Annotated in this window: 31 protein-coding genes; 14 read left to right on the plus strand and 17 right to left on the minus strand. The window is 71.8% G+C overall.

Features of this window, described 5'->3' with window-relative positions; all coding sequences use genetic code 11:
* Positions 1–46: 46 nt before the first annotated feature.
* Both BOQ63_RS21375 and BOQ63_RS21380 read right to left on the minus strand, forming a co-directional pair.
* The gene (locus BOQ63_RS21375; protein ID WP_072654799.1) at positions 47–928 is read right to left on the minus strand and encodes a LysR family transcriptional regulator; all 882 of its coding nucleotides are present in this window, start codon (positions 926–928) and stop codon (positions 47–49) included.
* A gap of 109 nt (positions 929–1037) precedes the next feature.
* A complete protein-coding gene (locus BOQ63_RS21380) occupies positions 1038–1427 on the minus strand; it encodes a YsnF/AvaK domain-containing protein (protein ID WP_072654800.1) in 390 nt (129 codons plus the stop codon).
* A 49-nt stretch (positions 1428–1476) separates the two neighbouring features.
* Here BOQ63_RS21380 and BOQ63_RS21385 point away from each other — a divergent pair, with 49 nt between their 5' ends.
* Positions 1477–1845 (plus strand): nuclear transport factor 2 family protein, encoded by a 369-nt coding sequence (locus tag BOQ63_RS21385; RefSeq protein WP_030289690.1) that lies wholly within the window; start codon positions 1477–1479, stop codon positions 1843–1845.
* A gap of 191 nt (positions 1846–2036) precedes the next feature.
* Here the strand turns inward: BOQ63_RS21385 and BOQ63_RS21390 are convergent, their stop codons facing one another.
* The gene (locus tag BOQ63_RS21390) at positions 2037–2270 is read right to left on the minus strand and encodes a hypothetical protein (RefSeq protein ID WP_141763750.1); all 234 of its coding nucleotides are present in this window, start codon (positions 2268–2270) and stop codon (positions 2037–2039) included.
* Between the two features lie 11 nt (positions 2271–2281).
* Complete coding sequence (locus BOQ63_RS21395; RefSeq protein WP_072654801.1) at positions 2282–2653, minus strand: ATP-binding protein; 372 nt, start codon at positions 2651–2653, stop codon at positions 2282–2284.
* Positions 2654–2860: 207 nt separating this feature from the next.
* Here BOQ63_RS21395 and BOQ63_RS21400 point away from each other — a divergent pair, with 207 nt between their 5' ends.
* The 3 genes from BOQ63_RS21400 (at position 2861) to BOQ63_RS21410 (ending at position 4681) form a co-directional block, all read left to right on the plus strand.
* Positions 2861–3724 (plus strand): helix-turn-helix domain-containing protein, encoded by an 864-nt coding sequence (locus tag BOQ63_RS21400; RefSeq protein ID WP_072654802.1) that lies wholly within the window; start codon positions 2861–2863, stop codon positions 3722–3724.
* A complete protein-coding gene (locus BOQ63_RS21405; protein ID WP_072654803.1) occupies positions 3717–3908 on the plus strand; it encodes a DUF397 domain-containing protein in 192 nt (63 codons plus the stop codon). Before BOQ63_RS21400 ends, BOQ63_RS21405 begins: the two co-directional genes overlap by 8 nt.
* Before the next feature lie 65 nt (positions 3909–3973).
* Positions 3974–4681 (plus strand): carbon-nitrogen hydrolase family protein, encoded by a 708-nt coding sequence (locus tag BOQ63_RS21410; protein ID WP_072654804.1) that lies wholly within the window; start codon positions 3974–3976, stop codon positions 4679–4681.
* Between the two features lie 45 nt (positions 4682–4726).
* Here BOQ63_RS21410 and BOQ63_RS21415 read toward each other — a convergent pair whose 3' ends face one another.
* Entirely contained in the window at positions 4727–5278 is a 552-nt protein-coding gene (locus BOQ63_RS21415) for a DUF6879 family protein (RefSeq protein ID WP_072654805.1), read from the minus strand.
* Positions 5279–5453: 175 nt separating this feature from the next.
* On the opposite strand from BOQ63_RS21415, the gene BOQ63_RS21420 reads away from it, so the two are divergent.
* From BOQ63_RS21420 to BOQ63_RS21435, 4 genes are all read left to right on the plus strand, one after another.
* Positions 5454–6206, plus strand: coding sequence for a DUF6879 family protein (locus BOQ63_RS21420; protein WP_072654806.1), 753 nt, complete (start codon positions 5454–5456; stop codon positions 6204–6206).
* Complete coding sequence (locus tag BOQ63_RS21425) at positions 6203–7045, plus strand: helix-turn-helix domain-containing protein (protein ID WP_030289682.1); 843 nt, start codon at positions 6203–6205, stop codon at positions 7043–7045. The genes BOQ63_RS21420 and BOQ63_RS21425 overlap by 4 nt, the downstream gene beginning before the upstream one ends.
* A gap of 130 nt (positions 7046–7175) precedes the next feature.
* On the plus strand, positions 7176–7334 hold the full coding sequence (locus tag BOQ63_RS21430) for a hypothetical protein (protein WP_167395769.1): 159 nt from the start codon (positions 7176–7178) through the stop codon (positions 7332–7334).
* A 3-nt stretch (positions 7335–7337) separates the two neighbouring features.
* Entirely contained in the window at positions 7338–8528 is a 1191-nt protein-coding gene (locus tag BOQ63_RS21435; protein ID WP_167395770.1) for a methyltransferase domain-containing protein, read from the plus strand.
* Between the two features lie 165 nt (positions 8529–8693).
* On the opposite strand, the gene BOQ63_RS21440 is transcribed toward BOQ63_RS21435, so the two are convergent.
* Together BOQ63_RS21440 and BOQ63_RS21445 are read right to left on the minus strand one after the other, a co-directional pair.
* Positions 8694–9743: a fatty acid desaturase family protein gene (locus tag BOQ63_RS21440; protein ID WP_072654807.1), complete on the minus strand. Its 1050-nt coding sequence runs from the start codon at positions 9741–9743 to the stop codon at positions 8694–8696.
* A gap of 203 nt (positions 9744–9946) precedes the next feature.
* On the minus strand, positions 9947–10540 hold the full coding sequence (locus tag BOQ63_RS21445; RefSeq protein WP_030552620.1) for a TetR/AcrR family transcriptional regulator: 594 nt from the start codon (positions 10538–10540) through the stop codon (positions 9947–9949).
* Between the two features lie 73 nt (positions 10541–10613).
* On the opposite strand from BOQ63_RS21445, the gene BOQ63_RS21450 reads away from it, so the two are divergent.
* Positions 10614–11486 (plus strand): alpha/beta fold hydrolase, encoded by an 873-nt coding sequence (locus tag BOQ63_RS21450; RefSeq protein WP_072654808.1) that lies wholly within the window; start codon positions 10614–10616, stop codon positions 11484–11486.
* 12 nt (positions 11487–11498) lie between these two features.
* Here the strand turns inward: BOQ63_RS21450 and BOQ63_RS21455 are convergent, their stop codons facing one another.
* Positions 11499–12449, minus strand: a complete 951-nt coding sequence (locus BOQ63_RS21455) for a hypothetical protein (protein ID WP_143174756.1) — start codon at positions 12447–12449, stop codon at positions 11499–11501.
* Between the two features lie 91 nt (positions 12450–12540).
* Between BOQ63_RS21455 and BOQ63_RS21460 the strand changes: the two genes are divergently transcribed.
* On the plus strand, positions 12541–15042 hold the full coding sequence (locus BOQ63_RS21460; RefSeq protein ID WP_150476035.1) for a helicase C-terminal domain-containing protein: 2502 nt from the start codon (positions 12541–12543) through the stop codon (positions 15040–15042).
* 18 nt (positions 15043–15060) lie between these two features.
* On the opposite strand, the gene BOQ63_RS21465 is transcribed toward BOQ63_RS21460, so the two are convergent.
* A complete protein-coding gene (locus BOQ63_RS21465; protein WP_030289675.1) occupies positions 15061–15312 on the minus strand; it encodes a hypothetical protein in 252 nt (83 codons plus the stop codon).
* Positions 15313–15608: 296 nt separating this feature from the next.
* Between BOQ63_RS21465 and BOQ63_RS21470 the strand changes: the two genes are divergently transcribed.
* A complete protein-coding gene (locus tag BOQ63_RS21470; RefSeq protein WP_030289674.1) occupies positions 15609–15920 on the plus strand; it encodes a hypothetical protein in 312 nt (103 codons plus the stop codon).
* Between the two features lie 231 nt (positions 15921–16151).
* Positions 16152–17789: a DNA repair helicase XPB gene (locus BOQ63_RS21475; protein WP_030289673.1), complete on the plus strand. Its 1638-nt coding sequence runs from the start codon at positions 16152–16154 to the stop codon at positions 17787–17789.
* Positions 17790–17795: 6 nt separating this feature from the next.
* On the opposite strand, the gene BOQ63_RS21480 is transcribed toward BOQ63_RS21475, so the two are convergent.
* Entirely contained in the window at positions 17796–17954 is a 159-nt protein-coding gene (locus tag BOQ63_RS21480) for a hypothetical protein (protein ID WP_157846555.1), read from the minus strand.
* 290 nt (positions 17955–18244) lie between these two features.
* On the opposite strand from BOQ63_RS21480, the gene BOQ63_RS21485 reads away from it, so the two are divergent.
* The gene (locus BOQ63_RS21485) at positions 18245–20290 is read left to right on the plus strand and encodes a HelD family protein (protein ID WP_223885998.1); all 2046 of its coding nucleotides are present in this window, start codon (positions 18245–18247) and stop codon (positions 20288–20290) included.
* Positions 20291–20332: 42 nt separating this feature from the next.
* Here the strand turns inward: BOQ63_RS21485 and BOQ63_RS21490 are convergent, their stop codons facing one another.
* The 3 genes from BOQ63_RS21490 to BOQ63_RS21500 all read right to left on the minus strand — a co-directional run bounded on the left by BOQ63_RS21490 (position 20333) and on the right by BOQ63_RS21500 (position 22369).
* A complete protein-coding gene (locus BOQ63_RS21490) occupies positions 20333–21019 on the minus strand; it encodes a copper homeostasis protein CutC (RefSeq protein WP_030289671.1) in 687 nt (228 codons plus the stop codon).
* 61 nt (positions 21020–21080) lie between these two features.
* The gene (locus tag BOQ63_RS21495; protein ID WP_143174757.1) at positions 21081–22019 is read right to left on the minus strand and encodes a hypothetical protein; all 939 of its coding nucleotides are present in this window, start codon (positions 22017–22019) and stop codon (positions 21081–21083) included.
* The gene (locus BOQ63_RS21500) at positions 22016–22369 is read right to left on the minus strand and encodes a PadR family transcriptional regulator (RefSeq protein WP_046386326.1); all 354 of its coding nucleotides are present in this window, start codon (positions 22367–22369) and stop codon (positions 22016–22018) included. The genes BOQ63_RS21495 and BOQ63_RS21500 overlap by 4 nt, the downstream gene beginning before the upstream one ends.
* Positions 22370–22432: 63 nt before the next feature.
* Here BOQ63_RS21500 and BOQ63_RS21505 point away from each other — a divergent pair, with 63 nt between their 5' ends.
* Complete coding sequence (locus tag BOQ63_RS21505) at positions 22433–23059, plus strand: HD domain-containing protein (RefSeq protein WP_072654812.1); 627 nt, start codon at positions 22433–22435, stop codon at positions 23057–23059.
* On the opposite strand, the gene BOQ63_RS21510 is transcribed toward BOQ63_RS21505, so the two are convergent.
* From BOQ63_RS21510 to BOQ63_RS21525, 4 genes are all read right to left on the minus strand, one after another.
* Positions 23056–23412 (minus strand): DUF8819 family protein, encoded by a 357-nt coding sequence (locus BOQ63_RS21510; protein WP_030289667.1) that lies wholly within the window; start codon positions 23410–23412, stop codon positions 23056–23058. The genes BOQ63_RS21505 and BOQ63_RS21510 overlap by 4 nt on opposite strands.
* A 112-nt stretch (positions 23413–23524) precedes the next feature.
* Positions 23525–25147 (minus strand): chaperonin GroEL, encoded by a 1623-nt coding sequence (gene groL / locus BOQ63_RS21515; protein WP_030289666.1) that lies wholly within the window; start codon positions 25145–25147, stop codon positions 23525–23527.
* 344 nt (positions 25148–25491) lie between these two features.
* Entirely contained in the window at positions 25492–25695 is a 204-nt protein-coding gene (locus tag BOQ63_RS21520) for a cold-shock protein (protein WP_030289665.1), read from the minus strand.
* 548 nt (positions 25696–26243) lie between these two features.
* Positions 26244–26522, minus strand: a complete 279-nt coding sequence (locus BOQ63_RS21525; RefSeq protein WP_030289664.1) for a MoaD/ThiS family protein — start codon at positions 26520–26522, stop codon at positions 26244–26246.
* Positions 26523–26530 lie beyond the last annotated feature (8 nt).

The raw sequence follows: 26530 nt of genomic DNA on the forward strand, positions 1-26530 counted from the left end.
TCGGCCCCGGCCTTCGCTGACGTCCACCGACTGCTCCTGAGTTCGGTCAACTGGCAGAACCACCCATCGCCGCAGAGAGCTTGGCCCGTAGCAGCCGTACTGCCGGGGAGTGCTGGTCGCGCCGGGCAACCAGGCCGAGTTTGGCGTAGGTCGCCGCATCGGCGATCGGAACGGCTCGCAGGCCGGCGCCGTCCACGGAGGATTCGCTGAGCACGGCGACCCCGGCGCCGCGCTCCGCGAGGCGGAGCAGGGCGAGCGGGGAGCTGGCGTCGATGTCCACGCGCGGTTCGAGGCCGAGCCGGCGGCAGGAGTCCTCGTAGGCGGCCCTGAGGCCGGTGCCCGGGGAGAGGCAGAGGACCTTCTCGGAACGGAGGTCGGCGAGCTTCAGCTCCGCGCGGTCGAGCGGGTGCCCGACCGGGACGGCCGCGACGATCCGCTCGTCCACGACGAGGTCGACGTCCAGGCCCGGGTCGGCCTCGCCCGCGAAGCCGATCAGGGCCAGGTCGAGGGAACCGGAGAGAACCTGTGCCTGGAGGAGGTCGGAATGCCCCTCGTGCAGGCTCAGGTCGATCCCGGGGTGGGTACGGCCGAGGTCCGCCACGGTGTCCAGGAACGGCGGGATCGAGCAGCCCATGATCATGCCGAGCCGGACACGCCCGCGCACCGCGTCGGCGAACTCGGCGGCGGTGTGCTCGATGGCGTCCAGCGTGGCCAGGGCGCTCTTCGCCAGCGGGAGGACGGCCTCGCCGGCCGGGGTCAGCCGGACGCGGCGGCCGGAGCGCTCCAGCAGCATCTGGCCCAACTCCCGCTCCAACTTGGCCACCTGGGTGCTGATGCCGGACTGGCTGACGTGCAGCCGGGCCGCGGCGGCGGTAAAGGAACCCTCGTCGACCACGGCGGCGAAGTAGCGCAGCTGGTGCATCTCCATGACTCGTGACGATATGCGACGGCCGCGGATCAGCCCGTCGGACGCGGCGGACGGCTCCGAGAGGCCGGGCCGTCGCCGCCGCGGGCGGTGACGGCCCGGCAGGGCACGGTCACCGACGACGGTCCTCGCCCCGGATGCCCTTGCCCCTCATCTGCTGTTCCGTCTCGGAGGGCAGGTTGGCCTCGATGCGCTCCTTGCACACCCGGCCCGAGACGGTCTCCTGCTCGACCTGCTCCTCGGTCACCAGCCGCACCCGTTCCACCGGGACGGCTTCGGTGTGCACGACCGGCCGTTCGACGTGCAGTGTGACCTCGTATTCGGCCTCCGAGATCGTTTCGCCGGACATCGCGGCACCCCGGTTGGCCTCGGTGATCGGCTCGCGCTCGATGCGCGCCTCCTCGTGCCGCATGGGCACGGTCTGCTGTTCCTCCTCCGTGACGCGGTTCGGCGATAGCCGCCACACTGCGCCACTTCCATCATTGGTGGTGATATCAAGCATCAGATCTATGTGTTGGACGGATGGATTGGTCGAGGCGGAGGATTGAGGCATGACGACGACGAAGACTGCGCGTGAGCTTGCCGAGACCTACTTCTCCGCCTGGGAGGCGGGCGACTTCGACACCCTCCGGGGCCTGCTGGCCGAGGACGTCGACTTCGTCGGGACCCTGGGAACGGCGTCCGGGATCGAGGAGGCGCTCGGCGGGCTGAAGGGGCTCGGCCAGGTGCTGGAGAAGATCGACGTGAAGGTGCGGGTCGCGGAGGGGGACGAGGTGATCACCTGGTTCGAGCTGTGCACCACGGTTGCGCCGCCGGCACCAACGGCGAACTGGATGCACGTGGAGAACGGGAAGATCGCCCGGATCCGGGTGACCTTCGACCCGCGCGGACTGCTGGCGGGATTCGAGAAGAAGAGCTGAGCGGGGCGGGCAGAACAGCGGGGAGCGGGGAGCGGGGAGCGGGGGCCGTGATCGCCGGGGGCGGTGACGGCCCTCTTCGGCTGTTCGCGCTCAGGCGTCCTCGTCGGGCGGGGTGGCCCTGAGGGCGGTGACGACGCCCAGCGCGACCGTGGCGAACGCGAGGGCGAGGAGGAAGGCGAAGGCCGCCCCGATCAGGAATCGCACGGGCGCTCGCGGTCGGCGTCGAGGAGGAGGGTGAGGAGGTTGAGGAGGGTCGAGGCCGGGGCGGTGTTGAAGCGGACGAGGACGCGGCCGTCGAGGGTGTGGTCGATGTCCGCGGAGGGGAAGAGGAGACCGAACTTTCGTCCGCGCTCGTGGAGTTCGGCGAGGAGCGTGCGGATGTGGTCGTCGGTGTAGGCGCGGATGCGGGGGTCGGTGGGCTTCATGGGGTACCGGTTCACGCGGCACCGTCCAGCTCGCACTCGAACCAGATGGTCTTGCCGCGCTCCTGGGGGTCGACACCCCAGCGACTGGTGAGGGCCGCGACGAGCTGGAGGCCCCGGCCGGACTCTGCGAGGAGGTTCAGGGGCTGCATCTCGGGCAGCACCGGGCTCTCGTCGGAGACGCCCACCCGGACGGTACGGGCGGTGACGGCGAGGATCTGGACGACCGGCGCGGGGGTGTTCGCGTGGCGCCAGGCGTTCACGATCAGTTCGCCGAGGGCGAGTTCGGCGTCGAAGGTGGAGGAGGACGGCCAGCCGAGGCGGGTCATGGCGTCCTGGAGGGACTGGCGAGCGAGGGTGAGGGTGGGCGTGTTGCACTGACGCATGGGAAATCTCCCGGCGTGAGGTGGGGTGGAACGCCTGACAGCAGGCGTTGCTGACGATCCGTCGGATCGATGCGACACTGAACGTAGCGCATTGCGCCTGCGTTTTGAGGGGCACACCTAAAAATTAGCTCTATCGTGGGACGATCCAGATGGACCTGCGCACCGCCAGCGCGGCAGACTGGCCCCAGCCCCGGCAGAGAGGACGCCATGCCCCTTCGCTCGAACCCGACTCTCCGTCAGCGTCGGCTCGGCACCGAGCTACGGAGGATGCGGGAGCAGGCTGGCCTCGGCGGCAGCGAGCTGGCCCGCACTCTCGGAATCAGTCCTGGCCAGATGACGCAGATGGAGAAAGCGAAGATCGGGGTCAGCCCCGAGCGCCTGCGGACCGTGGCTTCTGCATGCAACTGCGCCAATCAGCCACTGATCAACGCCCTTGTCGACATGGCCTCGGAGCGCGAGAAAGGGTGGTGGGAGAAATATCGCGGCACCCTGACCACCGACTTCCTGGAGGTCGCAGAGCTCGAAAGCCGCGCAACCCGGCTGACGATCTGCACAACCACCTTCGTGCCGGGACTGCTTCAGACCAGCGACTACGCGTCGGCCGTGTTCGACCGGATCTTTCCTCCGCTGCCGCCGCAGGACATCGCCACCAGGACAGCCTTTCGGATCAAGCGCCAGGAGACCGTCCGCTCCAGCGCGATTCCCTCCCAAGCGTTCATCCACGAGGCTGCGTTGCGGATGCAGTTCGGCGGCCCCAAGGTCCTCGCCGGTCAGCTCGGCTCACTCCTCGATGCCTCTCAACAACCTGGCATCTCAATCCGCGTCGTACCCTTCGCCGTCGACACCTTTCCCGGGTCCGGTGAGAACCTCACCTTCGCCGAAGGGCCCGTCCCCGAGCTGGACACCATCCAGATGGACGTAACCCAAGGCGCACTCTTCTTCGACGCTCCAGCGGACTTGGCCAAGCACCGTGTGATCTTCTCTCGTCTGGACTCCAAGGCGCTCTCCGAAGAAGGATCACGTGAGTTCATTCGATCGGTCATGGGAGATGTGAAGAAGACGTATGAGTAGGTCACAGTGGCAGAAGTCCAGCTTCAGCGCCGCGAACAATGAGTGCGTGGAAGTTCGTACCGTGGACGGCGCGATCGAGCTCCGCGAGTCCGACGAAGGCCACACCATCCTCCGCACCATCCCCGCCGCCCTCGCCGACCTCCTCCACGGCATCAAGGCCGGCGAATTCGACCACCACGCTTGAGACACCCCGGAGTGGGAAGTCGGCCCCGCCGACTTCCCACTCCCACCCATGCCATCCTGGCCGCCATGAAGATCGCTGCCGCTCAGCTCTCCTGCGTCCCCGCCGACATCCCCGCCAACGTCCGGCAACTCGTGGCCCTCGCCGACCAGGCCCGCTCGCAGGGTGCCGAGCTGATCGTCTTCCCCGAACTCGCTCTCACCGGGTACGAACTCGACGCCCTGGCCGCCGCCCCCACCCTCTGGACCACCCCGGACGACCCCCGCCTGGACGCCCTCCGCTCCACCGGCATCGCCACCGTCGTCAACTGCGCCGTCCCCACCGACGGCCCCCTGCCCGCCATCGGCACGTACGTCTACGACGCCAACGGCGACCTCCTCACCACCTACCTCAAGCAGCACCTCTACGAGAACGAGCAGGGCATCTTCACCCCCGGCGACCAGGACGGCCGCTTCGAGTTCAACGGCCTCCGCTTCGCCCTCGCCACCTGCTTCGACAACCACTTCCCTGACCTCACCGCCCGCGGCGCCGCCGACGGCTGCGACGTCCACCTCGCCAGCTCCCTCTACGGCACCGGCAACGGGATCCAGGAACGCGCCGCGCTCTACCCGTCCATCGCCAAGGACACGAACCTGCACGTCGTCCTCGCCAACCACGTCGGCCCCTCCGGCCCCTGGACCGGCTGCGGCGGCGGCGCCCTCTGGGCCCCCGACGGCACCCTCCTCACCGAGGCCGACGACCACTCCACCACGGTCGCCATCGCCGACATCCCCTAGCCATCCATCCCTCTGAGTAGGAAGTCGGCCCCGCCGACTTCCTACTCAGCTGCGACCTGCGGCCTCCTCCGACACCCGTGCCCTGAACTCCGAGTAGCGGGTCGCGTAGTGCCACGTGGCGTCACGGGCCTGGCAAGCCCGGAGAACCTCTACCGGCTCGGTGATCAGCTCCATGCCAACCGTGCGCTCCCCGTCGAAGTGGAATCGCGCGACCGTGCGGGAGTCGAAGAGCCAGAAGTCCGACAGCCCACCCAAACCGACTGCTTCGGCTTCCGAACGCCACATGTACCTGATGTCCTCGCCAGCCGCCATGTTGGTGCGGGCACACGCCAGCAGGTACTGCTGCCCCTCCGTCGGCGGGCTGTCGACCAACCGCACCCGCTCGAACCTCTTTCCCTTGCCGACCATGCGGCGCACGGTCTCGAACCACGGGTGCCCGACCTCGCCTGCTGTGTCCCCCGTCCGCAGGAACTCGGCGTAGGAGGGCATCTGCTTGTCGGAGAGGTAACCGGTCCTGGTCTCCAAGCGCCAAGCGGTGTGCTCGAAGCCATCGTTGACGAACTCGGTGATCTTCTGCTGCGGCACGAACTCCGGCACTGATGTGACTCCTTCGGCGCGAACCGGCACGACCTCGGAGCCCCATCCAAGTACGTCCGCGCCCACCAGGCCACACAACTAAAGCCTCATGGGCGAATATTCGAGAATCATGGCCCGCTCCGAAGGAGTTCGAGGGCATCCTGACTCCGCCTGACCGACAGCGAAGGGAGCGGCCATGAGCCGACGACTGCGGTACATCGGAAGCAACTCGGGGCACAACGGGTGCCCGACCCTCTACGAAGACGTGGAAACCGGGCAGGTTCTCGTACAGGGGGAAGTCGCAACCGACCCCGACGACCTCGCCCAGCTCCGCAACGTCAAGCCCGGCGAGGGGGCAGTCATCGTGCCCCGTGTGCTGCTCGCCGAATTCGTTCCGCGTGACGTAGACCGAGAGCCCGTGCTGATCGGCCTCGACGAGTTCGACGACATGTTCACGAGCTTTCAGCACACCGCCTTCCGCTTGGAGACCCGCCGCCGGTACCGCTCCGACGAGCAGAGCGAGACCTACCGCCGGTTCGCCGCCGGACTGGACCCCGAATGGGACCTGGACCACCCCTGGTGCCGATCGCGTCGCGAACAGTCCGCCCTGGGCAAGCGGTTCGAGCGCGTGCGGATCATGGACAACCCGCCCACGCCGGGGCAGCGCTACCTGCTCAACAACTCCGAGCGGAACGGCAAGGTCGGTGAGGACATCCGCTACCTCTGGCGCGCCGACGCCGAGCGGCTGGGTCTCGCGGAGGAGGACGCCTGGCTGTTCGACTCGCGCGTCATCGCCTTGCTGCACTTCGACTCCGACGACGACCTGACCCACGTCGAGCTGATCACCGATCCGGTGCGGGTGGCCCGCGCCTGCCAGGAGCGGGACGCCGCCTGGCACTACGCCGTCCCGCACCGCGAGTTCGGGGCTCAGGTACCGTCCGACATGTGAGCACCGACTTCCAGCAGGCCAGAATCGCCCTCGGCCAGCGGCTCCGTGAGCTGCGCGCCGAGGGTGGTCTCACTGGTCGGCAACTGGCCGACCGGCTCGACTGGACGCAGTCCAAGGTCAGCAAACTGGAAACCGGCCGACAGACTGCCACCCATGACGACCTCAAGGCCTGGGCCACTGGCGTCGGACAACCCGAGGCGGCAGCCGAGCTGTCTGCCAGGCTTCGATCGTTCGAATCGGGAACCCGTTCCTGGCGGCGGCAGTTGGCTGCCGGGCACCGGCCCGTGCAGGACACGCTGACCGCCGAGCACGACCGTTCGACGATCATGCGCGCCTGGGAAAGCGCGATGGTCGTCGGCATACTTCAGACGGCTGACTACGCCCGGCATGTTTTCAATGCCTACGTCGATCTCCATCAGTCTCCTCGCGATGTCGAGGACGCCGTGCGAGCACGCATCCAGCGTCAGGAGAGCCTGTACCGCCCCGGCAGGAAGTACCACGTCATCATGGGGGAAGCCGCACTGCGCGCGCTGATCTGCCCGCCCGCCGTGATGGCCGCGCAGCTCGATCGGCTCAGTGGCGTGATCGGCTTGGACACCGTCTCCCTCGGTATCGTCCCGTTCGAGGCGCCCCTCAAGCTTCCGCCCGCCAACGGCTTCTGGATCCATGACGAACGACTCGTCGTCGTCGAGGACTGGCACGCCGAACTGTGGCTCGACCAACCCGAAAACGTCGCCCTGTACCTGCGCGTGTGGGAGACCCTCGCCGGCGCGGCCGTCTACGGTGCGGACGCCCACAGGGTCATCACGCGGTGCCGAAGAGCGCTCGGGACTATCTGAAGAATCCCTGCGAACCGCCCACGCCGCCTGCCGGAATATTCGAGAATCAGCCGCCCCTCCGCCCCGCCCGCCCCCCCCTACCGTGCTGGTCGAGGGCGGCGGTCGGCGCCGCCTCCGAAAGGGGAAACACATGCCCGCGTTCAGCGACGGCAAGCACGGTGGCGGATCCGGCTCCGGCAGCGGCGGCGGCCAGCAGGACGACTCCAGCAGCGGCAACAAGCACGGTGGCGGCGGCAGCGACGAGGGCGGCAACACCTCGGACGGCAGCGGCCCGGCGTCGGGTCGCTGACAGGTGATCGAGCAGCACGAAGCGGAGGCCGGTCGGGCCCGGCTGGCCTCCGCGCTCATCGCGAACGGGTCCCTCACCCCGGACTGGCTGACCGCCTACCACGCCGTTCCCCGACACTGGTTCGTCCCGGCCCTCGTCTGGCCCGGCCAGGCGGACGGCGTGCGCCAGGGCGAGGCCGTGAACCGGCACGCCGACCCGGCCGCCTGGTGGAAGGCCGTCTACTCCGACGTCCCCCTCACCACCCAGTGGGACGACGGCGACCACACCGGCTTCGGCCGGGGCACGATGCCCACCTCCTCCAACTCCATGCCCACCATGGTGTTCTCGATGCTCGCCGCCCTGGACGTCGGCGACGGCCACCGAGTGCTGGAGATCGGCACCGGCACGGGCTGGAACGCCGCCCTGCTCTCCCGGCGCGTGGGCTCCGACGAGGTCTTCACCATCGAGGTGGACGAGGACACCGCCGCCGAAGCCCGGCACCGGCTCGCACGCGCCGGGTACTCGCCGACGCTCGTGGTCGGCGAGGGCGCGGACGGCCACCCCGACGGCGCGCCCTTCGACCGGGTGATCGCGACCTGTTCGGTGCAACGGATCCCGTACGCCTGGGTGGCGCAGTCCCGGCCCGGCGCCGTGATCGTCGCCCCGTGGGGGCCCGAGTACGGCGGGGAGGCCGTGGCCCGTCTCGTCGTCGGCGACGACGGCACGGCCGGCGGCCGGTTCGTCGGATCCTCCGCCTTCATGCGGCTGCGCCAACAGCGCACCGCCCGCCCCGGCAGCCTGGAGTACCTGTCCGGGCCCTGGCCGGCCGACGGGACGAAGTCGTCGACTCCCCTCTCCCCCGAGTCCCTGGCCGACTGGTTGGCCATGTTCGCCGTCGGGGTGCAGGTGCCCGAGGCCTTCCCGTTGACCGAGCGCTACGCCGACGGCGCGTACACCCTGTGGCTGCACGACACGGCCGTCACCTCCTGGGCCACCGCCGACTGGGAGCCCGGCCGCACCGCCTACGAGGTCGTCCAGTCCGGCCCCCGCAGCCTCTGGAACGAAGTCAAATCCGCCTGGAACTGGTGGGACGACCGGGGCCGCCCCGGCTTCGACCGCTTCGGCCTCACCGTCACGCCCGACGGCCACACCGTGTGGCTGGACGGCCCCGACAACCCGGTGCCGGTCCGGACCGGCACCGTTGCCCCGAACTGACCGACCCCGAGCAGTCCCGCCCGTCGGGGCGGGACTGCTCGGGGTGCGGGGAACGGCGGTGCGGGTCAGGCCGGGCGGGCGGCCGGGCCGGCGTGCAGTTCTGGCCCTGGCCACACAGCCCACCTTCGGCCCAGCGGGCAGAGGCGAGTCGGCGGGGAGCGCCCCTCAGCCCCCGGAGCGGATCGGCTCGCCCGTCCGGTGCAGGTGGGTGAGGATCTCCCGGTACGAGCGGAGCAGGCCGGTCTCGTAGTACGGGATGCCCTTCTCGGCGCAGAACTCCCGGGTGATCCGGGCGGCCCGCCCGAGTGCGGGGGTCGGCATGCTGGGGAAGAGGTGGTGCTCCACCTGGTAGTTGAGGCCGCCCATCACCGAGTCCAGCACCGCGTTGCCGCGCACGTTGCGCGAGGTGAGCACCTGGCGGCGCAGGAAGTCGAGCCGCATCTCCGGCGTCACCATCAGCATGCCCTTGTGGTTCGGGGCGAAGACGCAGCCCAGGTAGACCCCGAGCAGGGCCTGGTGCACGGCGAGGAAGGCGACCGCCTTGCCGAGCGGCAGCGCGGCGAGGACCAGGCCGAAGTAGGCCGCGAAGTGGACCACCAGCAGGGCGCCCTCCAGCAGCGGGCGCTTCACCGCCGGGCCGCGCAGCGCACGGAAGCTGTTGAAGCTGAGGTTCAGGCCCTCCAGCAGGAGCAACGGGAAGAACAGGTAGGCCTGGCGGCGGCCGATGAACCGGGCCAGGCCGCTCGCCTGCCGGGCCTGCCGCTGCGACCACACGACGAGGTCCGGGGCGACGTCCGGGTCCCGCTCCTCGTGGTTGGGGTTGGCGTGGTGGCGGGTGTGCTTGTTCATCCACCAGCCGTAGCTCATGCCCATCATCAGGTTGGCGGCGATCCGGCCGCCGATCTCGCTCGGCAGCCGTCTGCTGAACACCTGGCGGTGCGCCAGGTCGTGTGACAGCAGGCCGACCTGGGCGAAGACGGCGGACATCGCGGCCGCCAGGCCGAGCTGCCACCAGGTGTCGCCCAGCGCGAACAGGGCGTAGAAGCCGCCGAGGAACGCGGCGAGCACCAGGCCCGCGCGGACGGTGTAGTAGCCGGGGCGCCGGTCGAGCAGACCCTCAGCGGCTATCCGGCGGCTCAGCTGGGCGAAGTCGCTGCCGCCGGCCCCCGGCTGCGGGGCGGTGGCCCGCAGGACCTCGGGAGCGGCCTTGGTCATCGTCACGGACTGTGTGGGCATGCCCCGAGTCTGGTCCGCCGGGAGGGCCCGAAGAACGGGGAAAGCACCCGTCCCGTAGGGGTGTTAGCCCCCTGGTGGCGACGGGGGCCGCCCCCCGGCCCCGTCGCCAGCAGGGGGACGAGCGGCCGGGAGCAGGAAGTCGGCGGGTCCGACTTCCCGGTCCCGGCGCCGACGGGAAGACATCACGGGCGGAACAGTTCGTCGAGGTGGTGGCTGAGGACCGCCAATGCCTGCTCGCCGGTGCGCTGGCCGCCGAGGACGCTGGAGCCGAGCCCGTTGACCATCGCCAGCAGCCCGGCGGCCGCCATCTCGACGTCCCGCTCCGGCGCGATCCCGCCGGCCTCCTGGGCGGCGCGCAACTGCTTGACCAGGAAGCCCTCCAGCACGACCGGAGGCTGCGCGGCCTGCTTCTCCAGCACTTCGGGGTCGCTGAGCACCAGCGCGTAGTACGCCGCGTAGGTGCGCGTGATCCGGCGGCTCTCGGCATCGGTCGGCAGGATGCAGGACAGGACCGCCGTCACCACCTCCCGGGGGGCGCGCGCCTCGCCGATCCAGCGTTCCATCCGGGCCTGGAGCTGGGCACCGAGCCGGGCCAGGGCGTCCAGCAGCAGGCCCTGCTTGGTCGTGAAGTAGTACTGCACGAGGCGCAGCGAGACGCCCGCCTCGGTCGCGACCGCCCGCATGCTGGCCGACTGCAGGCCCTCGGTGTCCGCGATGCGCAGCAGGGCCTCGGCGATCTGCCGCCGGCGCTCCTCATGGTCGACCTTCTCGGCCACGGCCCGTCCTCTCCCTCTCCCGAGGTCCCAGTCTCTTGGTACACACGTATCATGCATGTGATACATCTGTACCATGCGAATCAGCGAGTTCAGGAACGGCAAGGCCGAAGCCCGCTTCCGCGCCGCGTACGAGCACGCCTTCACCCAGCTCTGGCCCGGGCAGCGCACCCCGCTCGACGTGCCGACCCGCTTCGGCACCACCCGCGTCCACCGCACCGGCCCCGCGCACGGGCAGCCGATCGTGCTGCTCCCCGGCTCCGGCGGCAACGCCCTGATGTGGCACGCGTACGTCGAGCCCCTGGCCGAGCACCACCCCGTCCTCGCCGTGGACACCCTCGGCGAACCCGGCGCCAGCGTGCAGAGCGCCCCCATCGAGGGCGGCCACGACGCCGCCGACTGGCTGGAGGACCTGCTCGCCGCCCTCGACGTCCCGGCCGCCCACGTGGTCGGCTGCTCCTACGGCGGCTGGATCGCCCTCCACCACCAGATCCGCCACCCCGGACGGACCGCCGCCCTCACCCTGGTCGACCCGGCGGGCCTCGCCGACGCCGGACGGCGCTTCTACACCTGGCTCGTCCTCGGCGGCCTCGCCGCCCTCGCCCCGCGCCCGCTCCGGCCCCGACTGGCCAGGGCGGTCGGCAACAGCGCCGTCCTGGAGACCGAGCTGATGACCCTGATGCGCGCATCCATGGGCTTCCGCCGCCGCCTGCCCCTGGCCGACACCCTCGGCGACGAACAACTGAGCCGCCTGAGCGCCCCCGCGCTCTTCCTGCTCGGCGAGCGCAGCGCCCTGAACGACCCCCGGACCGTCTCCGAGCGGCTGCACCGGCTCGCCCCGGCCGCCCGGGTCGAGGTCGTCCCCGGCGCCGGGCACGCGCTGCCCACCGACGACCCGGCCGCCGTCCTCGCCGGCATCCTCAGCATGTCGGCGACACACGGACGTTGAGCGTCGGAAGCCTCAGCCCTGCTGCGGCGGGCGGCGGCGCAGGCCGAGCAGCAGCAGGACCACCGCCGTCGCCACGGCGGCCGTACGCAGCACGCCCGGCGCCATCGACCAGCTGAACTGACCCAGCGGGGAGCCGGGTTGGACGGCGCCCCCGCCCGCGCCGCCGGCCTGCTTGGCGTGGTTCATCGCGAACAGGGTGGTCGCGCTCATCGTGATCAGCGGGATTCCCAGGATCACGAACTTGCGCATCAGGTCCGAGAGCTGCCGGGTCAGGTAGCCGAGGCCCCAGCCCGCCAGCATGGCCGGGAAGAACCCGGACACCGCGCCGCCGACCAGCAGACCGCAGGACAGCAGGATCAGCGGGGACGGCTTGCGCGCGCCCTTGGCCGAACCCGTTCCGGCGGCGGGCGCGGCCTTGGCACCGGCCCTGGCCTTCGCCTTCGCCTTCCGCTGCCGCTTCGGGCTCGACGGCTGTGCACCGGCCGGCGCGGCCGCCTGCTGCTGCGCCGCCTCCTCGGCCGCGCGCTGGTCCGGAATCGGCCCGGGCGCGGGCTGCGGCGCGTCAGAGAAGTCGAGCATCGTCATCGTCCACGGGCTCGAACTCTGCACCGTCGGCGGCGGGATCACCTCCGAGCCGCCCCCGGGACCGGCGACGCCCGGCAGGTCCAGCGACACGTTCGGGATGCCGCCCGTCGCGCCGGACGCGGCCGGGGGGCCGTACACGCTGTCCTCGGCCGGTCCGCCCGCTGACGCCTCAGCCGAAGAAGCGGGAGAAGAAGCGGACTCGCCGGGCGACCCCGACGCCCCCGCCCGCTCGCTCCACGGCCCGCTCTTGCGCCACCACTCGCCGTCCGTCATCACCGACACCCCGCCTCGCCCGGCCCGCCCATGGAGAGCGCGGCCGCCCACCGAACCGCCCTCGGCCGTGACGGTACCCACCGTGCCCCGCCCGCGCGAGTCCATCGCGGCCACCGTGACCGCCACCGTCGTCCGCGGGTGCGGCCCCGCGTACGAGCGCACCCCCTCGTCCGCGCTCCCGACTAACCTAGGTCGAATGACCACACAGCAGGGCCCCCAACGCCAAGGCAGGACGTCCGCCGGCCCGCGCACCCTCGCCGAGGAGCTGCGCGCCCGCCCCGACGACGCGATCACCGCCCTGCTCCGGTCCCGCCCCGACCTGCTGAACCCCGTCCCCGGCGACCTCACCCAGCTGTCCGCCCGGCTCTCCTCCCGCGCCTCCGCGCTGCGCGCCCTGGAACGGCTCGACCGGTTCACCCTCCAGGTCGCCGAGGCACTGGCGACCTGCCCCGACGGCACCGGCCTGGCCACCGTACGCACCCTGCTGACCGGCCCGTCCAAGGTCAAGCCGCACCCCGGCGCCACCCCGCTCACCCCGGCCGACCGGTCCGCCGTCGCCGCCGCCCTGCCCCGCGCCGTCGCCACCCTGCGCGACCGGGCACTGCTCTGGGGCCCGGACAACGGCCTGCGGCTGGTCCTCGCCGTCCGCGAGGCGCTCGCCCCGACCGCCGCCAACCCCGGCCGCACCGGCCTCGGCCCCACCCTCGCCGAGGCCACCACCGGCATGTCCCCGGCCCGGCTGCAGCAGCTACTCGCCTCCGCCGGACAGCCCGCCACCCCGGACCCGGTCACCGCCGTCGCCGCCCTGACCGCCCTGCTCAGCGACCGCGCCCGCTGCGCCGCGCTGCTCGACACCGCCCCCGAGCCCGCGCTGCGACTGCTGGACCGGCTGGTCTGGGGCCCGCCCACCGGCACCGTCCCGGACGCCACCCGCCCGGTCACCGCCGAGGACGCGCAGAGCCCGGTCGAATGGCTGCTCGCCCGCGGGCTGCTGCTGCCGACCAGCCCGGGCAGCGTCGTGCTGCCGCGCGAACTGGCCCTCCACCTGCGCGGCGGCCGCACCCACCGCACCGTCGAACCGCTCCAGCCCGAGCCCGCACCCGCCGCTCCCCCGCGCGATCCACAGGCTGTGGACAGCGCCGCGGCCGGGCAGGCGCACACCGCCGTCAAGACCGTCGAAGAACTGCTGGAGGCCTGGGGCCTCACCCCGCCGCCCACCCTGCGGGCCGGCGGCCTCGGCGTACGGGACCTCAAGCGCGCCGCCCAGACCCTGGAGACCACCGAGCAGCAGGCCGCCTTCTGGCTCGAACTCGCCTACACCGCGGGCCTGCTGGCCCCCGACGGCGAAGCCGACGAGTGCTGGGCGCCGACCCCGGGGTACGACAGCTGGCTGCAGCTGGACACCGCCGAGCGCTGGTCCGTCCTGGCCCGCGCCTGGCTCGCCGCCACCCGCGTCCCCGCCCTCACCGGCACCCCGGACGGCAAGGGCAAGCCGCGCGCCGCGCTCGGCCCCGAACTGGACCGCACCCTCGCCCCGTCCGTGCGCCGCGCCGCCCTCGCCCTGCTCGCCGAACTCCCGCCCGGCACCCCGGCCACCGCCGAGGAACTGCTGCCCACCCTGCGCTGGCAGCGCCCGCTGCGCGGCGGCCCCACCGGCCCGGACGGCCGCGAACTGCGCGACGACCTCACCACCTGGACCCTCGCCGAGGCCGAACTCCTCGGCATCACCGGCCGCGGCGCCCTCGCCGCCCCCGCCCGAGCCATGCTCACCGCCGAGTCCGACCCGGCCGAGGTACTCGCCCCGCTGCTGCCGCAGCCGCTGGACCACGTGATCCTCCAGCCGGACCTCACCGCGATCGCCCCCGGCCCGCTGCTCACCCCGCTCGCCCAGGCGCTCGCCCTGTGCGCCGACATCGAGTCCAAGGGCGGCGCCACCGTCTACCGGTTCACCCCCACCTCCGTCCGCCGCGCCCTGGACGCCGGGCGCACCGCCGCCGACCTGCAGACCTTCCTGGACCGGCACAGCCGCACGCCCGTGCCCCAGCCACTCTCCTACCTGATCGACGACGTCGCCCGCCGGCACGGCATCCTGCGGGTCGGCGCCGCCTCCTCCTACCTGCGCTGCGACGACCCCGCACTGCTCAACGAGGTGCTCGCCGACCGCCGCGCCGCCGACCTGCGGCTGCGGCTGCTCGCCCCCACCGTCCTCGCCTCCCAGGCCGCGCCGGACGTCCTGCTCGCCGCGCTGCGCACCATGGGCTACGCCCCGGCCGCCGAATCCGCCGAGGGCGACGTCCTGATCACCCGGCCGGACAGCCACCGCACCCCGCCCCGCACCGCCCCCACGCCCGTCCCCGACGGCCCGCCCGTCCCCGACGACACCCTCCTCGCCGCCGCCGTCAAAGCCATCCGAGCCGGCGACCGCGCCGCCACCGCCTCCCGCCGCGAGCCCACCCCGGACCCGCGCCAGCTCCCCCGCACGGCCGCCGCCGAGACCCTCGCCGCCCTCCAGACGGCCGTCCTCCTCGGCGAGCGGATGTGGATCGGCTACCTCAACGCCGAGGGCATCGCCAGCCAGCGCATCATCGACCCGGTCAAGGTCGAAGGCGGCTTCGTCACCGCCTTCGACCACCACGCCGACGAACTCCGCACGTTCGCCCTCCACCGCATCACCGGCGTCGCGGAACTCGACGAATAACGGCAGGGCGACCGGGCGTCAGTGGCCCTTGGCCTCCTTCATCCTGTCCTTGACCGCCTGGTCCGCCAGGCTGCCGATCTGGCTCTGCCCGACCGGCAGCGAACCCCCGGTGACGGTGTCCGCGAACAGGAATCCGGGCGCCGCCAGCAGACCGCCCGGCCCCTCCCCGATGCCCGCGAGGGCGTAGGCAGAACCGGCCGAGGAGGCGGTGGCGGCGAAGGCCGTGCCCATCAGAGCGAGGGCGGTGAGAACGCGCTTCGAGGTCTTCATGACCAGCTCAACGAGCGAGCACGCACCGTGGTCACTTCGGGCGATCCCTCGTTCGGCCCCTGCGGGGGCGCGCCGCACTGACGAACCGTCAATGACACGTATCCATCGTTTGTTCCTGTTTTTCACAGTTCACGGTCCTGCCGAGCCCACGCCATCGCAGTTCGCGGGGGGACGCGGGGCCGTGGCGCCGGGTGTGAGGAGAGAGCGATGCGTCTGGCCCGTCGTCCACACGATTCCGCGGGTGAGCCCGCACGTTCCGGCCCGGAGGCCGAAAGCAGTGGGCCACGGCCCAGGCGGTGGGCGCGGATGCGGGCCACGGTGGCAGGGCTGGCCCTGACGGCCGGGCTGGCCCTGCCGGTGCTGGACTCACCGCCACCAGCATCACCGGCAGGGGATGGCGCTGCGTCCAGAGGACCCTGACCTGCACCCGCAGCAACGTCCTCAACCCCGGGAACACCTACCCGCCCATCACACTGCGGGTCCGCGTCGCCCGCACCGCCACCGGCACCCTCACCAACACCGCCACCGTCAGCGGAGGCGGCGACGGCACCGCCACCGCCACCGACCCCACCGTCATCGACCCCCGCGACGACCACCACCAGTGGTGACCGCAACGCTCCGACCACCCGGCCCACGGGACCGGCACATCTGAACAGTCGAACGCTTCGCCGACATCCACGCTCGACCCGACGAGCGTGGATGTCGGCGTACCGGGGCCGCTCGCCGCGGCCGGTTGACCAACGGCAGTCCGAAGGAGCCCGCCCACGTTGCACGCGGAATGCGCGACACTGGAGGGTCTGCGTCAATCCAGCCTGTCAGCCAGTGGAGGGCTCCCCCGCGTGAACGACGGACCGCTCATCGTCCAGAGCGACAAAACTCTTCTCCTGGAGATCGACCACCCCAAGGCCGCCGACTGCCGTCGCGCCATCGCGCCGTTCGCCGAGTTGGAGCGGGCACCCGAGCACGTGCACACGTACCGGGTGACGCCGCTCGGGCTGTGGAACGCTCGGGCCGCCGGGCACGACGCCGAGCAGGTGGTGGACGCCCTGGTGACGTACTCGCGCTACCCGGTGCCGCACGCACTGCTGGTGGACGTGGCGGACACCATGGGCCGGTACGGGCGGCTCCAGCTGTCCAAGCACCCCACCCACGGGCTGGTGCTGACCACCACCGACCGCCCGGTGCTGGAGGAGGTGCTGCGCTCCAAGAAGATCGTCCCGCTGGTCGGCGCCCGGGTGGACCCGGACACCGTGGTGGTGCACCCCTCCGAGCGCGGGCAGATCAAGCAGGTGCTGCTCAAACTCGGCTGGCCCGCCGAGGACTTCGCCGGCTACGTGGACGGCGAGGCGCACCCGATCGACCTGGACGAGAACGGCTGGCAGCTGCGCCCCTACCAGGCGCAGGCCGTCGAGGGCTTCTGGCACGGCGGCTCGGGCGTGGTCGTGCTGCCCTGCGGCGCCGGCAAGACGCTGGTCGGCGCCGCCGCGATGGCGCACGCCAAGTCGACCACGCTGATCCTGGTCACCAACACCGTCTCGGCCCGCCAGTGGAAGCACGAACTGGTCAAGCGCACCTCGCTCACCGAGGACGAGATCGGCGAGTACAGCGGGACGAAGAAGGAGATCCGCCCGGTCACCATCGCCACCTACCAGGTGATGACCACCAAGCGGAAGGGCGTGTACGCGCACCTGGAGCTGTTCGACGCCCGCAACTGGGGCCTGGTGGTCTACGACGAGGTGCACCTGCTGCCCGCGCCGGTGTTCAAGTTCACCGCCGACCTCCAGGCCCGCCGCCGGCTCGGCCTGACCGCCACGCTGGTGCGCGAGGACGGCCGCGAGGGCGACGTGTTCAGCCTGATCGGCCCCAAGCGCTTCGACGCCCCGTGGAAGGAGATCGAGGCACAGGGCTACATCGCGCCCGCCGACTGCTGCGAGGTGCGGGTCACCCTGACCGACTCCGAGCGGCTCGCCTACGCCACCGCCGAGCCCGAGGAGCGCTACCGCTTCTGCGCCACCACGGCGACCAAGCGGCGGGTGGTGGAGGCGCTGGTCAGGAAGCACGAGAAGGACCAGACGCTGATCATCGGCCAGTACATCGACCAGCTCGACGAGCTCGGCGAGGTCCTGGACGCCCCGGTGATCAAGGGCGAGACCAGCAATGCCCAGCGCGAGAAGCTCTTCGACGCGTTCCGGAACAAGGAGATCAGCGTCCTGGTGGTCTCCAAGGTCGCGAACTTCTCCATCGACCTGCCCGAGGCGACGGTGGCCATCCAGGTCTCCGGGACCTTCGGCTCCCGCCAGGAGGAGGCCCAGCGCCTCGGCCGCGTCCTGCGCCCCAAGGCGGACGGGCACGCGGCGCACTTCTACTCGGTCGTCGCCCGGGACACCGTGGACCAGGACTTCGCCGCCCACCGGCAGCGCTTCCTGGCCGAACAGGGCTACGCGTACCGCATCATCGACGCGGACGACGTGCTGTAACGGGACTCAGAGCCAAACACCGTCGCGCCCGAGGAAGATCACGCGCGCGGCGGTGTCCAGGGCGATGCCGACATTGCGGACGGCACTCCTCAGCGGGTTGCGGTGACGGCCCTGGGCGGCGGTCGCGCCGGCCGGGGCGGTGCGGGATTCGTTTCGACTGCTCATGTTTCAACGGTAGGCACCCGACCGGCCCACGGCATCACTCCAAAGGCCGCATCCGGCGAGACGGCCATCCGCCTCCGGGGGTACGCGAGCCCCGAGACCTGCGGGGCTGGAACCCTGAGACGGACGGGTCTAAGATCGTCCGCCTGCCCCCTCCCGAACCGTGGTACCTGGCGGTGTCCCGCAGGCAGCCGGGGGAGGCGCCGACCGCACGGCAACCGGTCGGCCCGTACACCACCGTGAGCTCCATCGATCCGCTGCGCCCGTCACCGGGGCAGCCGGGAAGGTTCGCTGTGCCCGCCACCCCCACCACCGACCCCCTCCAGCGCGAACGCGACCACCTGGCCGCGTCCCGGTCCGCGCTGCGGGCGATGCGCGAGGACGTCGAGTCGCTCGACCTGCGCGACGTGACCGGCACCTGGGTGTCCGCCGTCATCCTCCAGAACCAGATCGAGGCCAGGATCGCCGCCCTGGCCGACCTCTCCGACACCCCGCTGTTCTTCGGCCGCCTCGACTACCTGCACGCGGTCAGCGATGAGCTGAGCGAGGGCGGCGGCGGGGAGAGCTTCTACATCGGCCGCCGCCACGTCCACGACGCCGACGGCGACCCGATGGTGATCGACTGGCGTGCGCCGGTCTCCCAGCCGTTCTACCGGGCCAGCCGCGCCGAGCCGATGGACGTCGAGCGCCGCCGCCGCTTCGGCTACACAGGCGGCGAGCTCACCGCCTACGAGGACGAGCACCTCACCGACCCGTCCGAGGCTGACACCGCCTCCGCCCTGCTCGCCGCCGAGATCGAGAAGCCGCGCGTCGGCCCGATGCGCGACATCGTCGCCACCATCCAGCCCGAACAGGACGAGATCGTCCGCTCCGACATCACGGGCACCATCTGCGTCCAGGGGGCGCCCGGCACCGGGAAGACCGCCGTCGGCCTGCACCGCGTCGCCTACCTGCTGTACGCGCACCGCGAGCGCCTGGCCCGGACCGGCACCCTGGTGATCGGGCCGAACAACGCCTTCCTCTCGTACATCGAGCAGGTACTGCCCGCCCTCGGCGAGCTGGAGGTCGCCCAGGCCACCGTGCAGCAGCTGGTCGCCCACGTCGAGGTGAGGGGCGAGGACGACCCGGAGGCGGCCCGGCTGAAGGGTGACGCCCGGATGGCCGAGGTGCTGCGCCGCGCGGTACGGGCGGGCATCACGCTGCCCACCGAGCCGTGCGTGGTGGTCCGCGGCTCCCGCCGCTGGCGCGTCCCGGCGTACGAACTGGCCGAGATCATCGAGGAGTTGAAGGGCCGCGACATCCGCTACGGCGCCGCCCGGGACGCCCTGCCGCAGCGCATCGCGCACGCCGTGCTGCTGAAGATGGAGCAGGGCGGCGAGGCCCCGGACGACCGGGTGCAGGACGCGGTGGCCCGCAACAGCGCGGTCAAGGCCGTGGTCAAGGAGTGCTGGCCGGCCGTCGACCCGGCCAAGCTGGTGCTGCGGCTGCTCTCCGAGCCGGAGTTCCTGGCCGAGTGCGCCGAGGGCGTGCTGACCGCCGAGGAGCAGCAGGCGGTGCTGTGGCCCAAGCCCGGCCGCTCGGTGAAGACCGCCCGCTGGACCCCGGCCGACGCCGTCCTGGTGGACGAGGCGACGGACCTGGTGCAGCGCACCCCCTCGCTCGGACACGTGGTGCTGGACGAGGCCCAGGACCTCTCCCCGATGCAGTACCGCGCCGTCGGCCGCCGCTGCACCACCGGCTCGGCGACCGTCCTCGGCGACCTCGCCCAGGGCACCACCCCCTGGGCGACGGCGAGTTGGCCGGACGCCCTGCACCACCTGGGCAAGCCGGACGCGCACGTGGAGGAGCTGACCAAGGGCTTCCGGGTGCCCGAGGAGGTCATCGCGTACGCCTCCCGGCTGCTGCCCGCGATCGCCCCCGGCCTGGCCCCGGCGACCTCGGTCCGCGACGCCCCCGGCTCGCTGGTGATCCGCCCGGTCACCGCGTGGGAGGACGCCGTCCTGGACGCCTGCCGGGAGGCCCTGAAAAACGAGGGCTCGACCGGCCTGATCGCCGCCGACGCCCGGATCCCCCAGCTCGCCGAGCTGCTCAGGGCGGCCGGGCTGCCGTTCCTCTCCCCCGGCACCGAGACCAGCACCGAGGCCCGGCTGACGCTCGTCCCGGCCTCGCTGGCCAAGGGCCTTGAGTACGACTACGTGGTGCTGGACGAGCCGGCCGCGGTGATCGCCGGCGAACCGGACGAGCGAACCGGCCTGCGCCGGCTCTACGTGGCGCTCACCCGCGCCGTCTCCGGCCTGACGGTGCTGCACGGCGAGCCGCTGCCCGAGCAGCTCCGGTAGCGCGGAAAGGGGCCGGCGGGAACCGGCCCCTCTTCCGTGGCTTCAGGCGTCGATCAGTGCCCGCCACTCGGCGACCCTGGCCGCGTCGACCGGCGTGTGCCAGCCGTCGACCCGCACCGCGCCGCCGACGTGGAAGGCGTCGAAGCCGTCCGCCCGCAGTTCCTTGAGGTGCTCGGCCCGCAGGCCGCCGCCGATGAGGATCCGCTGGGTGTAGCCGGGCTCGCCCGTACGGGCCAGTTCGGCGGCCAGCACCTCGCGCCCGGCGTCCACCCCGGCGGCCGCGCCGGAGGTGAGGAAGGTGTCCAGTCCGGGCAGCGCGCCGACGGCGGCGCGCAGGGCGGCGCGGTCGGCGCCGTGGTCGATCGCCCGGTGGAAGGTCCAGCAGCAACCGGCGATCGCCTCGGCCACGGTCGTGGTCGCGGCCAGGTCGACGGCGCCCTCGGCGTCGAGGAAGCCGAGGACGAACTCCTCGGCCCCTTCGGCCCGCAGCGCGGCGGCCCGGGCGCACAGTTCGTCCAGGTCGCCGGGGGCGAAGCCGTCCCGGATCCGGAGCATGACGCGCAGCGGGATGCCGACGGCGGCCCGGATCCGGGCGAAGTCCTCGACGGACGGGGTGAGCCCGTCGGCGGCCATGTCGGTGACCAGTTCGAGCCGGTCGGCGCCGCCCGACTCGGCAGCCTGGGCGTCCTGGGGCGTCAGCGCGATGACTTCGAAAATTGGTCTAGACATATGAGACAGCCTGCCACATGCGACCGGCCCCGGCGAGACCACACCCCGGCTTTCGGCCCCCTCAGGCCAGCTGCCGCCCACCCGGCCCGGCCGCACCCCGCCGGCGCCCCACCAGCACCAGCGCCACCGCCGCCACGACCGTCAGCCCGGCCATCGGCAGCAGCTTCCAGGCCCCGCCCTCCTGCTGCCAGAGCGCGTGCAGGTTGACGCTGAACGTCCACGGCAGCGCCGCGAGCCCCGGAACCGCCACCAGGTACCAGCCGCGCACCACTGCCAGGGCCATCAGCAGCGGGACGACGATCATCAGCGCCCGCCACTGCCGGTCCAGGTGGTACCAGCTCGTGTAGACGTTGTCCGCGAACGCCACCACCGGGGTCAGCGCCGCCGCAGCCAGCAGCAGGCCGCGCTCCCGCCAGCTCGGCACCGGCAGCCCCTCCTTGGGCGCGGCCAGCAGCACCAGGGCCCAGAGCACGAACGGCCCGTCCCACTGGAAGGATTCCAGGAACACCCACAGCGGCTGGGTGACCTCCGGACGGGTCGCCACCCAAACGAGTTCCACCACCGCGGCCAGCGCCGACACCCCGGCCAGCACCTTCGCCACCGTCCACCGTCCGAGCAGCGCCGCGACGGCGGAGAGCATCGCCGCCCCCAGCAGCGCCCAGTAGGGCAGGAAGTGCAGCAGCCCCCACCCCCCGTGCGGCACGCCGGACTCCAGGTAGCCCAGCAGCGCCTGGCCCGCCGCCAGACCTCCGGCAGCCCCGGCCACCAGCGGAGCGGCCAGCGCCGCCAGCCGCCCGCCCGCGGAGGTGGAGGTCAGCCCGGTCCGCATCCGCAGGCCGTACGCGCCCAGGTCGAAGAGCTCCTGGATCTTGGCCATCGGCCCGGCCCCGGCGGTCGTGTCGGCGAAGACCACGGCCAGCTCGTCCCCACGTTCGCGGCGGTAGCGCCCCGGGTAGAGCGCCAGCGCCGTCCGAACGGCGAAAACGGTCGCATCACTCATGCGAAGGCCCCCCTGACCCTCGGACTGACAACGGCGACGGACAGCCGCCGCTCGGCCTCGGTGGCCACGGCCCGCAGCCGCTCGGCCTCGGTGGCCAGCGCGCCCCGACCGGCGTCGGTCAGCGCGTAGGTGCGCCGGGCGCGGCCGTCCACCACCTCCTCGGCGGCGACCTCGATCAGGCCCTGGCCCAGCAGCCGGTCGAGCGCGCCGTACAGCGTGCCGGTACGCATCTTGACCCGGCCGTCCGAGATCGCGGCGATCTCCTGGATGAGCGCGTAGCCGTGTCTCGGGGCATCGGCCAGCGCGGTGAGCAGAAGCAGCGTCGGCTCCTGCATGGAGCGTTCTGTCATACGACTACATATATCGCCGACCGGCACATCCCGTCCACCCGAACCAGCCGACAGAATGTGCCCATGCCGACCGAGGACCTGCTCACCGCCTGGACCGCCCTGCTCAACCGCTGCGGCGCCGCCGACGACCCCGAACCGTACGGACGGGAGCTGCTGCGCCGCTGGTCCGAGCCGCAGCGCCGCTACCACACCCCCGAGCACCTGCGCGCGGTCCTGCGCCACGTCGACGACCTCGCCGGGCACGCCGTCGACCCGGACGCCGTCCGGCTCGCCGCCTGGTTCCACGACGCCGTCTACCGCCCCGACCGCACCGAGAACGAGGAGCGCAGCGCCGCCCTGGCCGTACGCACGCTCACCGCCGCCGGACTGCCCGCCGAGCGCGTCGCCGAGGCCGAACGGCTCGTCCTGCTCACCGTCACCCACGACCCGGCCCCGGGCGACCGCGACGGCGAGGTGCTCTGCGACGCGGACCTCGCCGTCCTCGGCGGCACCCCGGAGGCGTACGCGGCCTACGCGGCCGCCGTCCGCGAGGAGTACGCCTTCGTCCCGGAGCCGGACTTCCGCGCGGGCCGCGCGGCCGTCCTGCGTCAACTCCTGGCGCTCCCGGCCCTCTACCGCACCCCCGCCGCCCGCGAGCGCTTCACGGCGGCCGCCCGCGCCAACCTGGCCGCCGAACTCGAAACCCTCTAACCGAGCTCCCCCACCGGCGCCACCACGACACCCTGCTTGCCGCACACCCAGTGCGGCTCCGGCCCCAACTCGGGCTCCACGCCCAGCGCGTGCGGGTCCCCGTCGGCCGCGCAGGCGGTGCACAGCGGCCACCGGCCGTACGCCTCCAGCAGCGCGTCCTGGACGTCCTGGGCGACCAGCCCGAGGACGTACTCGGTGCCGTCCGGCCACTGCTCCAGCCACCAGCGGCGGTGGGTGACGGCGTCCTCGACCAGCGAGACGACGGCGGCGTCCGCCACGTCCCGCGCGGTGAGGTCGGCCAGGATCAGTGCCCGCGCGTTGTGCAGGGCGGTCTCGATGTCGTCGGAAGCCATCCGCCCATCCTCTCGCGAAACGCCCGCGGCCCGGAAACGCCGCGTGGGCGGCCCCCGAAGGGGACCGCCCACGCGGACGAGGAGTCAACCGACCCGATCGGAGCGATCAGGATCAGAAGTCCATGTCACCGCCCGGCATGCCGCCACCGGCGGCCGCGGCGGCCTTCTCCGGCTTGTCGGCGATGACGGCCTCGGTGGTGAGGAACAGCGCCGCGATGGAGGCGGCGTTCTGCAGCGCCGAACGGGTGACCTTGGCCGGGTCGATGATGCCCTCGGCGACCAGGTCGACGTACTCGTTGGTGGCGGCGTTCAGGCCGTGACCGGCGGGGAGGTTGCGCACCTTCTCCACCACGACGCCACCCTCCAGGCCGGCGTTGGTCGCGATCTGCTTGATCGGGGCCTCGAGCGCGACCTTGACGATGTTGGCACCGGTGGCCTCGTCGCCGTCCAGCTCCAGCTTGTCGAAGGCGACACCGGCCTGCAGCAGGGCGACGCCACCACCGGCGACGATGCCCTCCTCGACGGCGGCCTTCGCGTTGCGGACGGCGTCCTCGATGCGGTGCTTGCGCTCCTTGAGCTCCACCTCGGTGGCCGCGCCGGCCTTGATGACGGCCACGCCGCCGGCCAGCTTGGCGAGGCGCTCCTGGAGCTTCTCGCGGTCGTAGTCCGAGTCGCTGTTCTCGATCTCGGCGCGGATCTGGTTCACGCGGCCGGCGACCTGCTCGCTGTCGCCGCCACCGTCGACGATGGTGGTCTCGTCCTTGGTGATGACCACCTTGCGGGCGGTGCCCAGCAGGTCGATGCCGGCGTTCTCCAGCTTGAGGCCGACCTCCTCGGAGATCACGGTGCCACCGGTGAGGATGGCGATGTCGCCGAGCATGGCCTTGCGGCGGTCGCCGAAGCCCGGGGCCTTGACGGCGACGGACTTGAAGGTGCCGCGGATCTTGTTCACGACCAGGGTCGACAGGGCCTCGCCCTCGACGTCCTCGGCGATGATGACGAGCGGCTTGCCGCTCTGCATGACCTTCTCCAGCAGCGGGAGCAGGTCCTTGACCGCGCCGATCTTGGAGTTGGCGATGAGGATGTACGGGTCCTCGAAGGTCGCCTCCATGCGCTCCAGGTCGGTGGCGAAGTAGGCGGAGATGTAGCCCTTGTCGAAGCGCATGCCCTCGGTGAGCTCGAGCTCCAGGCCGAAGGTGTTGCTCTCCTCGACGGTGATGACGCCTTCCTTGCCGACCTTGTCCATGGCCTCGGCGATCAGCTCGCCGATCTGGGTGTCGGCGGCGGAGATGGAGGCGGTGGAGGCGATCTGCTCCTTGGTCTCCACGTCCTTGGCCTGGGCCAGCAGCTGGTCCGAGACGGCGGCGACGGCCTTCTCGATGCCGCGCTTCAGGGCCATCGGGTTGGCGCCGGCGGCGACGTTGCGCAGACCCTCGCGAACCAGGGCCTGGGCGAGCACGGTGGCGGTGGTGGTGCCGTCACCCGCGACGTCGTCGGTCTTCTTGGCGACCTCCTTGACGAGCTCCGCGCCGATCTTCTCGTACGGGTCCTCGAGCTCGATCTCCTTGGCGATGGAGACACCGTCGTTGGTGATCGTGGGGGCGCCCCACTTCTTCTCCAGCACGACGTTGCGACCCTTGGGGCCGAGCGTGACCTTCACTGCGTCGGCGAGCTGGTTCATGCCACGCTCAAGGCCGCGGCGAGCTTCCTCATCAAAGGCGATGATCTTGGCCATCAGAAGTGGTCCTCCGGGACACGGTCGACTGCTCGGACCAAGGGGTGCCCGCGACGGACGGCCCTGGTGTGCGGAGGTCCATTCCCCTGCCGCTCCCGGGGGCCTCACCGACCCGGTCCGCTGTCACTCTCACACTGTGAGTGCTAACGCAATGATTAGCACTCCGGGTGGTCGAGTGCAAGCCCAATCGACGACCCGCGAGCCGTCGTCCGGGCCCGCACCGACTCCCGCCCGAGGCCGTGCGGGAACGCGAACGGGCCCGTACGACGCGTGTCGTACGGGCCCGTCGAGAAGCGAGTGGTCACCAGCCGTGGGCCGCGCCGAGCTCCTGGATTCGAAAGGGGTCAGACCGCCGCGCGGACCATGTCCGCCTGCGGGCCCTTCTGTCCCTGGGAGATCTCGAACTCGACCCGCTGGCCCTCCTCGAGGGTGCGGTAGCCGTCCATCTGGATCGCGCTGTAGTGGACGAAGACGTCCGCACCACCGTCGACCGCGATGAAGCCGTAGCCCTTCTCCGCGTTGAACCACTTGACGGTGCCCTGAGCCATTCCGAACTCCCCTAGTGCTGTGCTGGCCCTTCACGGTCCCGCAGGTCGCGGGCCCGGGTCTGGTTTCTAGGCCGGCCCGGGGAACCCCCCCTGGGCGCAGCCGTGCACGCCGCAATCCTCCGCACGGGAACACCGGACGGCTTCCGTGAGCGGTTGATTACGTCGACCGCCGCTGAATGTATCCGGATCGACGCCCTCTGCAACAGGGTCAACCGCTGGGAATTCCGCAGCCCGTCAAGAGACAACACCGAACAAATCGGGAGGAACTCGGCATTCCGCGCCGGACATAGCGGACGAATTACTCAAATGCCTGCAGGAATTCTGACATCTGCCTGACATGTTTCCCGGGCCGGTCCCACTCCACGGACACCCTCGGGCGAAGCGCCCCACGGCGGGAGGACGCACCCTGTTCCCAGCCGAGCCACACTCTACTCCGACTCGACCCGGAATATTCCCGCCGAAATGCAAGCGGCCGCCCGCGCGCACGGAGAGTGGAATTCCGTACGCGCGGGCGGCCGCGCAGCGGGCCCGGAGGCGGTGCGAGCGGCTCAGCAGCCGCCGGCCACCGCCGGAATGATCGAGACGCTCGCGCCGTCCTTGATCTCGGTCGCCAGACCGTCGGCGAACCGCACGTCGTCGTCGTTCACGTACACGTTCACGAAGCGGCGCAGCTTGCCGGTGTCGTCCAGGATGCGGGCGGAGATGCCCGCGTGGTTCTTCTCCAGGTCGGCGATGACCTCGGCCAGGGTGGCGCCCCCGGCGGGCACCTCGGCGGCGCCCCCGGTGTAGGTGCGCAGGATGGTGGGGATGCGGACGTTGGCGCTCATGGCTCTCC

The sequence above is a fragment of the Streptomyces viridifaciens genome (assembly GCF_001888885.2).
GTDB lineage: Bacteria > Actinomycetota > Actinomycetes > Streptomycetales > Streptomycetaceae > Kitasatospora > Kitasatospora aureofaciens.

Bases quoted from the DNA above. Each gene is read 5' to 3' on its own strand.
- BOQ63_RS21375 (WP_072654799.1), bottom strand. From the start codon at position 928: ATGGAGATGCACCAGCTGCGCTACTTCGCCGCCGTGGTCGACGAGGGT.
- BOQ63_RS21380 (WP_072654800.1), bottom strand. From the start codon at position 1,427: ATGCTTGATATCACCACCAATGATGGAAGTGGCGCAGTGTGGCGGCTA.
- BOQ63_RS21385 (WP_030289690.1), top strand. From the start codon at position 1,477: ATGACGACGACGAAGACTGCGCGTGAGCTTGCCGAGACCTACTTCTCC.
- BOQ63_RS21390 (WP_141763750.1), bottom strand. From the start codon at position 2,270: ATGAAGCCCACCGACCCCCGCATCCGCGCCTACACCGACGACCACATC.
- BOQ63_RS21395 (WP_072654801.1), bottom strand. From the start codon at position 2,653: ATGCGTCAGTGCAACACGCCCACCCTCACCCTCGCTCGCCAGTCCCTC.
- BOQ63_RS21400 (WP_072654802.1), top strand. From the start codon at position 2,861: ATGCCCCTTCGCTCGAACCCGACTCTCCGTCAGCGTCGGCTCGGCACC.
- BOQ63_RS21405 (WP_072654803.1), top strand. From the start codon at position 3,717: ATGAGTAGGTCACAGTGGCAGAAGTCCAGCTTCAGCGCCGCGAACAAT.
- BOQ63_RS21410 (WP_072654804.1), top strand. From the start codon at position 3,974: ATGAAGATCGCTGCCGCTCAGCTCTCCTGCGTCCCCGCCGACATCCCC.
- BOQ63_RS21420 (WP_072654806.1), top strand. From the start codon at position 5,454: ATGAGCCGACGACTGCGGTACATCGGAAGCAACTCGGGGCACAACGGG.
- BOQ63_RS21430 (WP_167395769.1), top strand. From the start codon at position 7,176: ATGCCCGCGTTCAGCGACGGCAAGCACGGTGGCGGATCCGGCTCCGGC.
- BOQ63_RS21440 (WP_072654807.1), bottom strand. From the start codon at position 9,743: ATGACCAAGGCCGCTCCCGAGGTCCTGCGGGCCACCGCCCCGCAGCCG.
- BOQ63_RS21450 (WP_072654808.1), top strand. From the start codon at position 10,614: ATGCGAATCAGCGAGTTCAGGAACGGCAAGGCCGAAGCCCGCTTCCGC.
- BOQ63_RS21455 (WP_143174756.1), bottom strand. From the start codon at position 12,449: ATGGACTCGCGCGGGCGGGGCACGGTGGGTACCGTCACGGCCGAGGGC.
- BOQ63_RS21460 (WP_150476035.1), top strand. From the start codon at position 12,541: ATGACCACACAGCAGGGCCCCCAACGCCAAGGCAGGACGTCCGCCGGC.
- BOQ63_RS21465 (WP_030289675.1), bottom strand. From the start codon at position 15,312: ATGAAGACCTCGAAGCGCGTTCTCACCGCCCTCGCTCTGATGGGCACG.
- BOQ63_RS21480 (WP_157846555.1), bottom strand. From the start codon at position 17,954: ATGAGCAGTCGAAACGAATCCCGCACCGCCCCGGCCGGCGCGACCGCC.
- BOQ63_RS21490 (WP_030289671.1), bottom strand. From the start codon at position 21,019: ATGTCTAGACCAATTTTCGAAGTCATCGCGCTGACGCCCCAGGACGCC.
- BOQ63_RS21495 (WP_143174757.1), bottom strand. From the start codon at position 22,019: ATGAGTGATGCGACCGTTTTCGCCGTTCGGACGGCGCTGGCGCTCTAC.
- BOQ63_RS21500 (WP_046386326.1), bottom strand. From the start codon at position 22,369: ATGACAGAACGCTCCATGCAGGAGCCGACGCTGCTTCTGCTCACCGCG.
- BOQ63_RS21505 (WP_072654812.1), top strand. From the start codon at position 22,433: ATGCCGACCGAGGACCTGCTCACCGCCTGGACCGCCCTGCTCAACCGC.
- BOQ63_RS21510 (WP_030289667.1), bottom strand. From the start codon at position 23,412: ATGGCTTCCGACGACATCGAGACCGCCCTGCACAACGCGCGGGCACTG.
- groL (WP_030289666.1), bottom strand. From the start codon at position 25,147: ATGGCCAAGATCATCGCCTTTGATGAGGAAGCTCGCCGCGGCCTTGAG.
- BOQ63_RS21520 (WP_030289665.1), bottom strand. From the start codon at position 25,695: ATGGCTCAGGGCACCGTCAAGTGGTTCAACGCGGAGAAGGGCTACGGC.
- BOQ63_RS21525 (WP_030289664.1), bottom strand. From the start codon at position 26,522: ATGAGCGCCAACGTCCGCATCCCCACCATCCTGCGCACCTACACCGGG.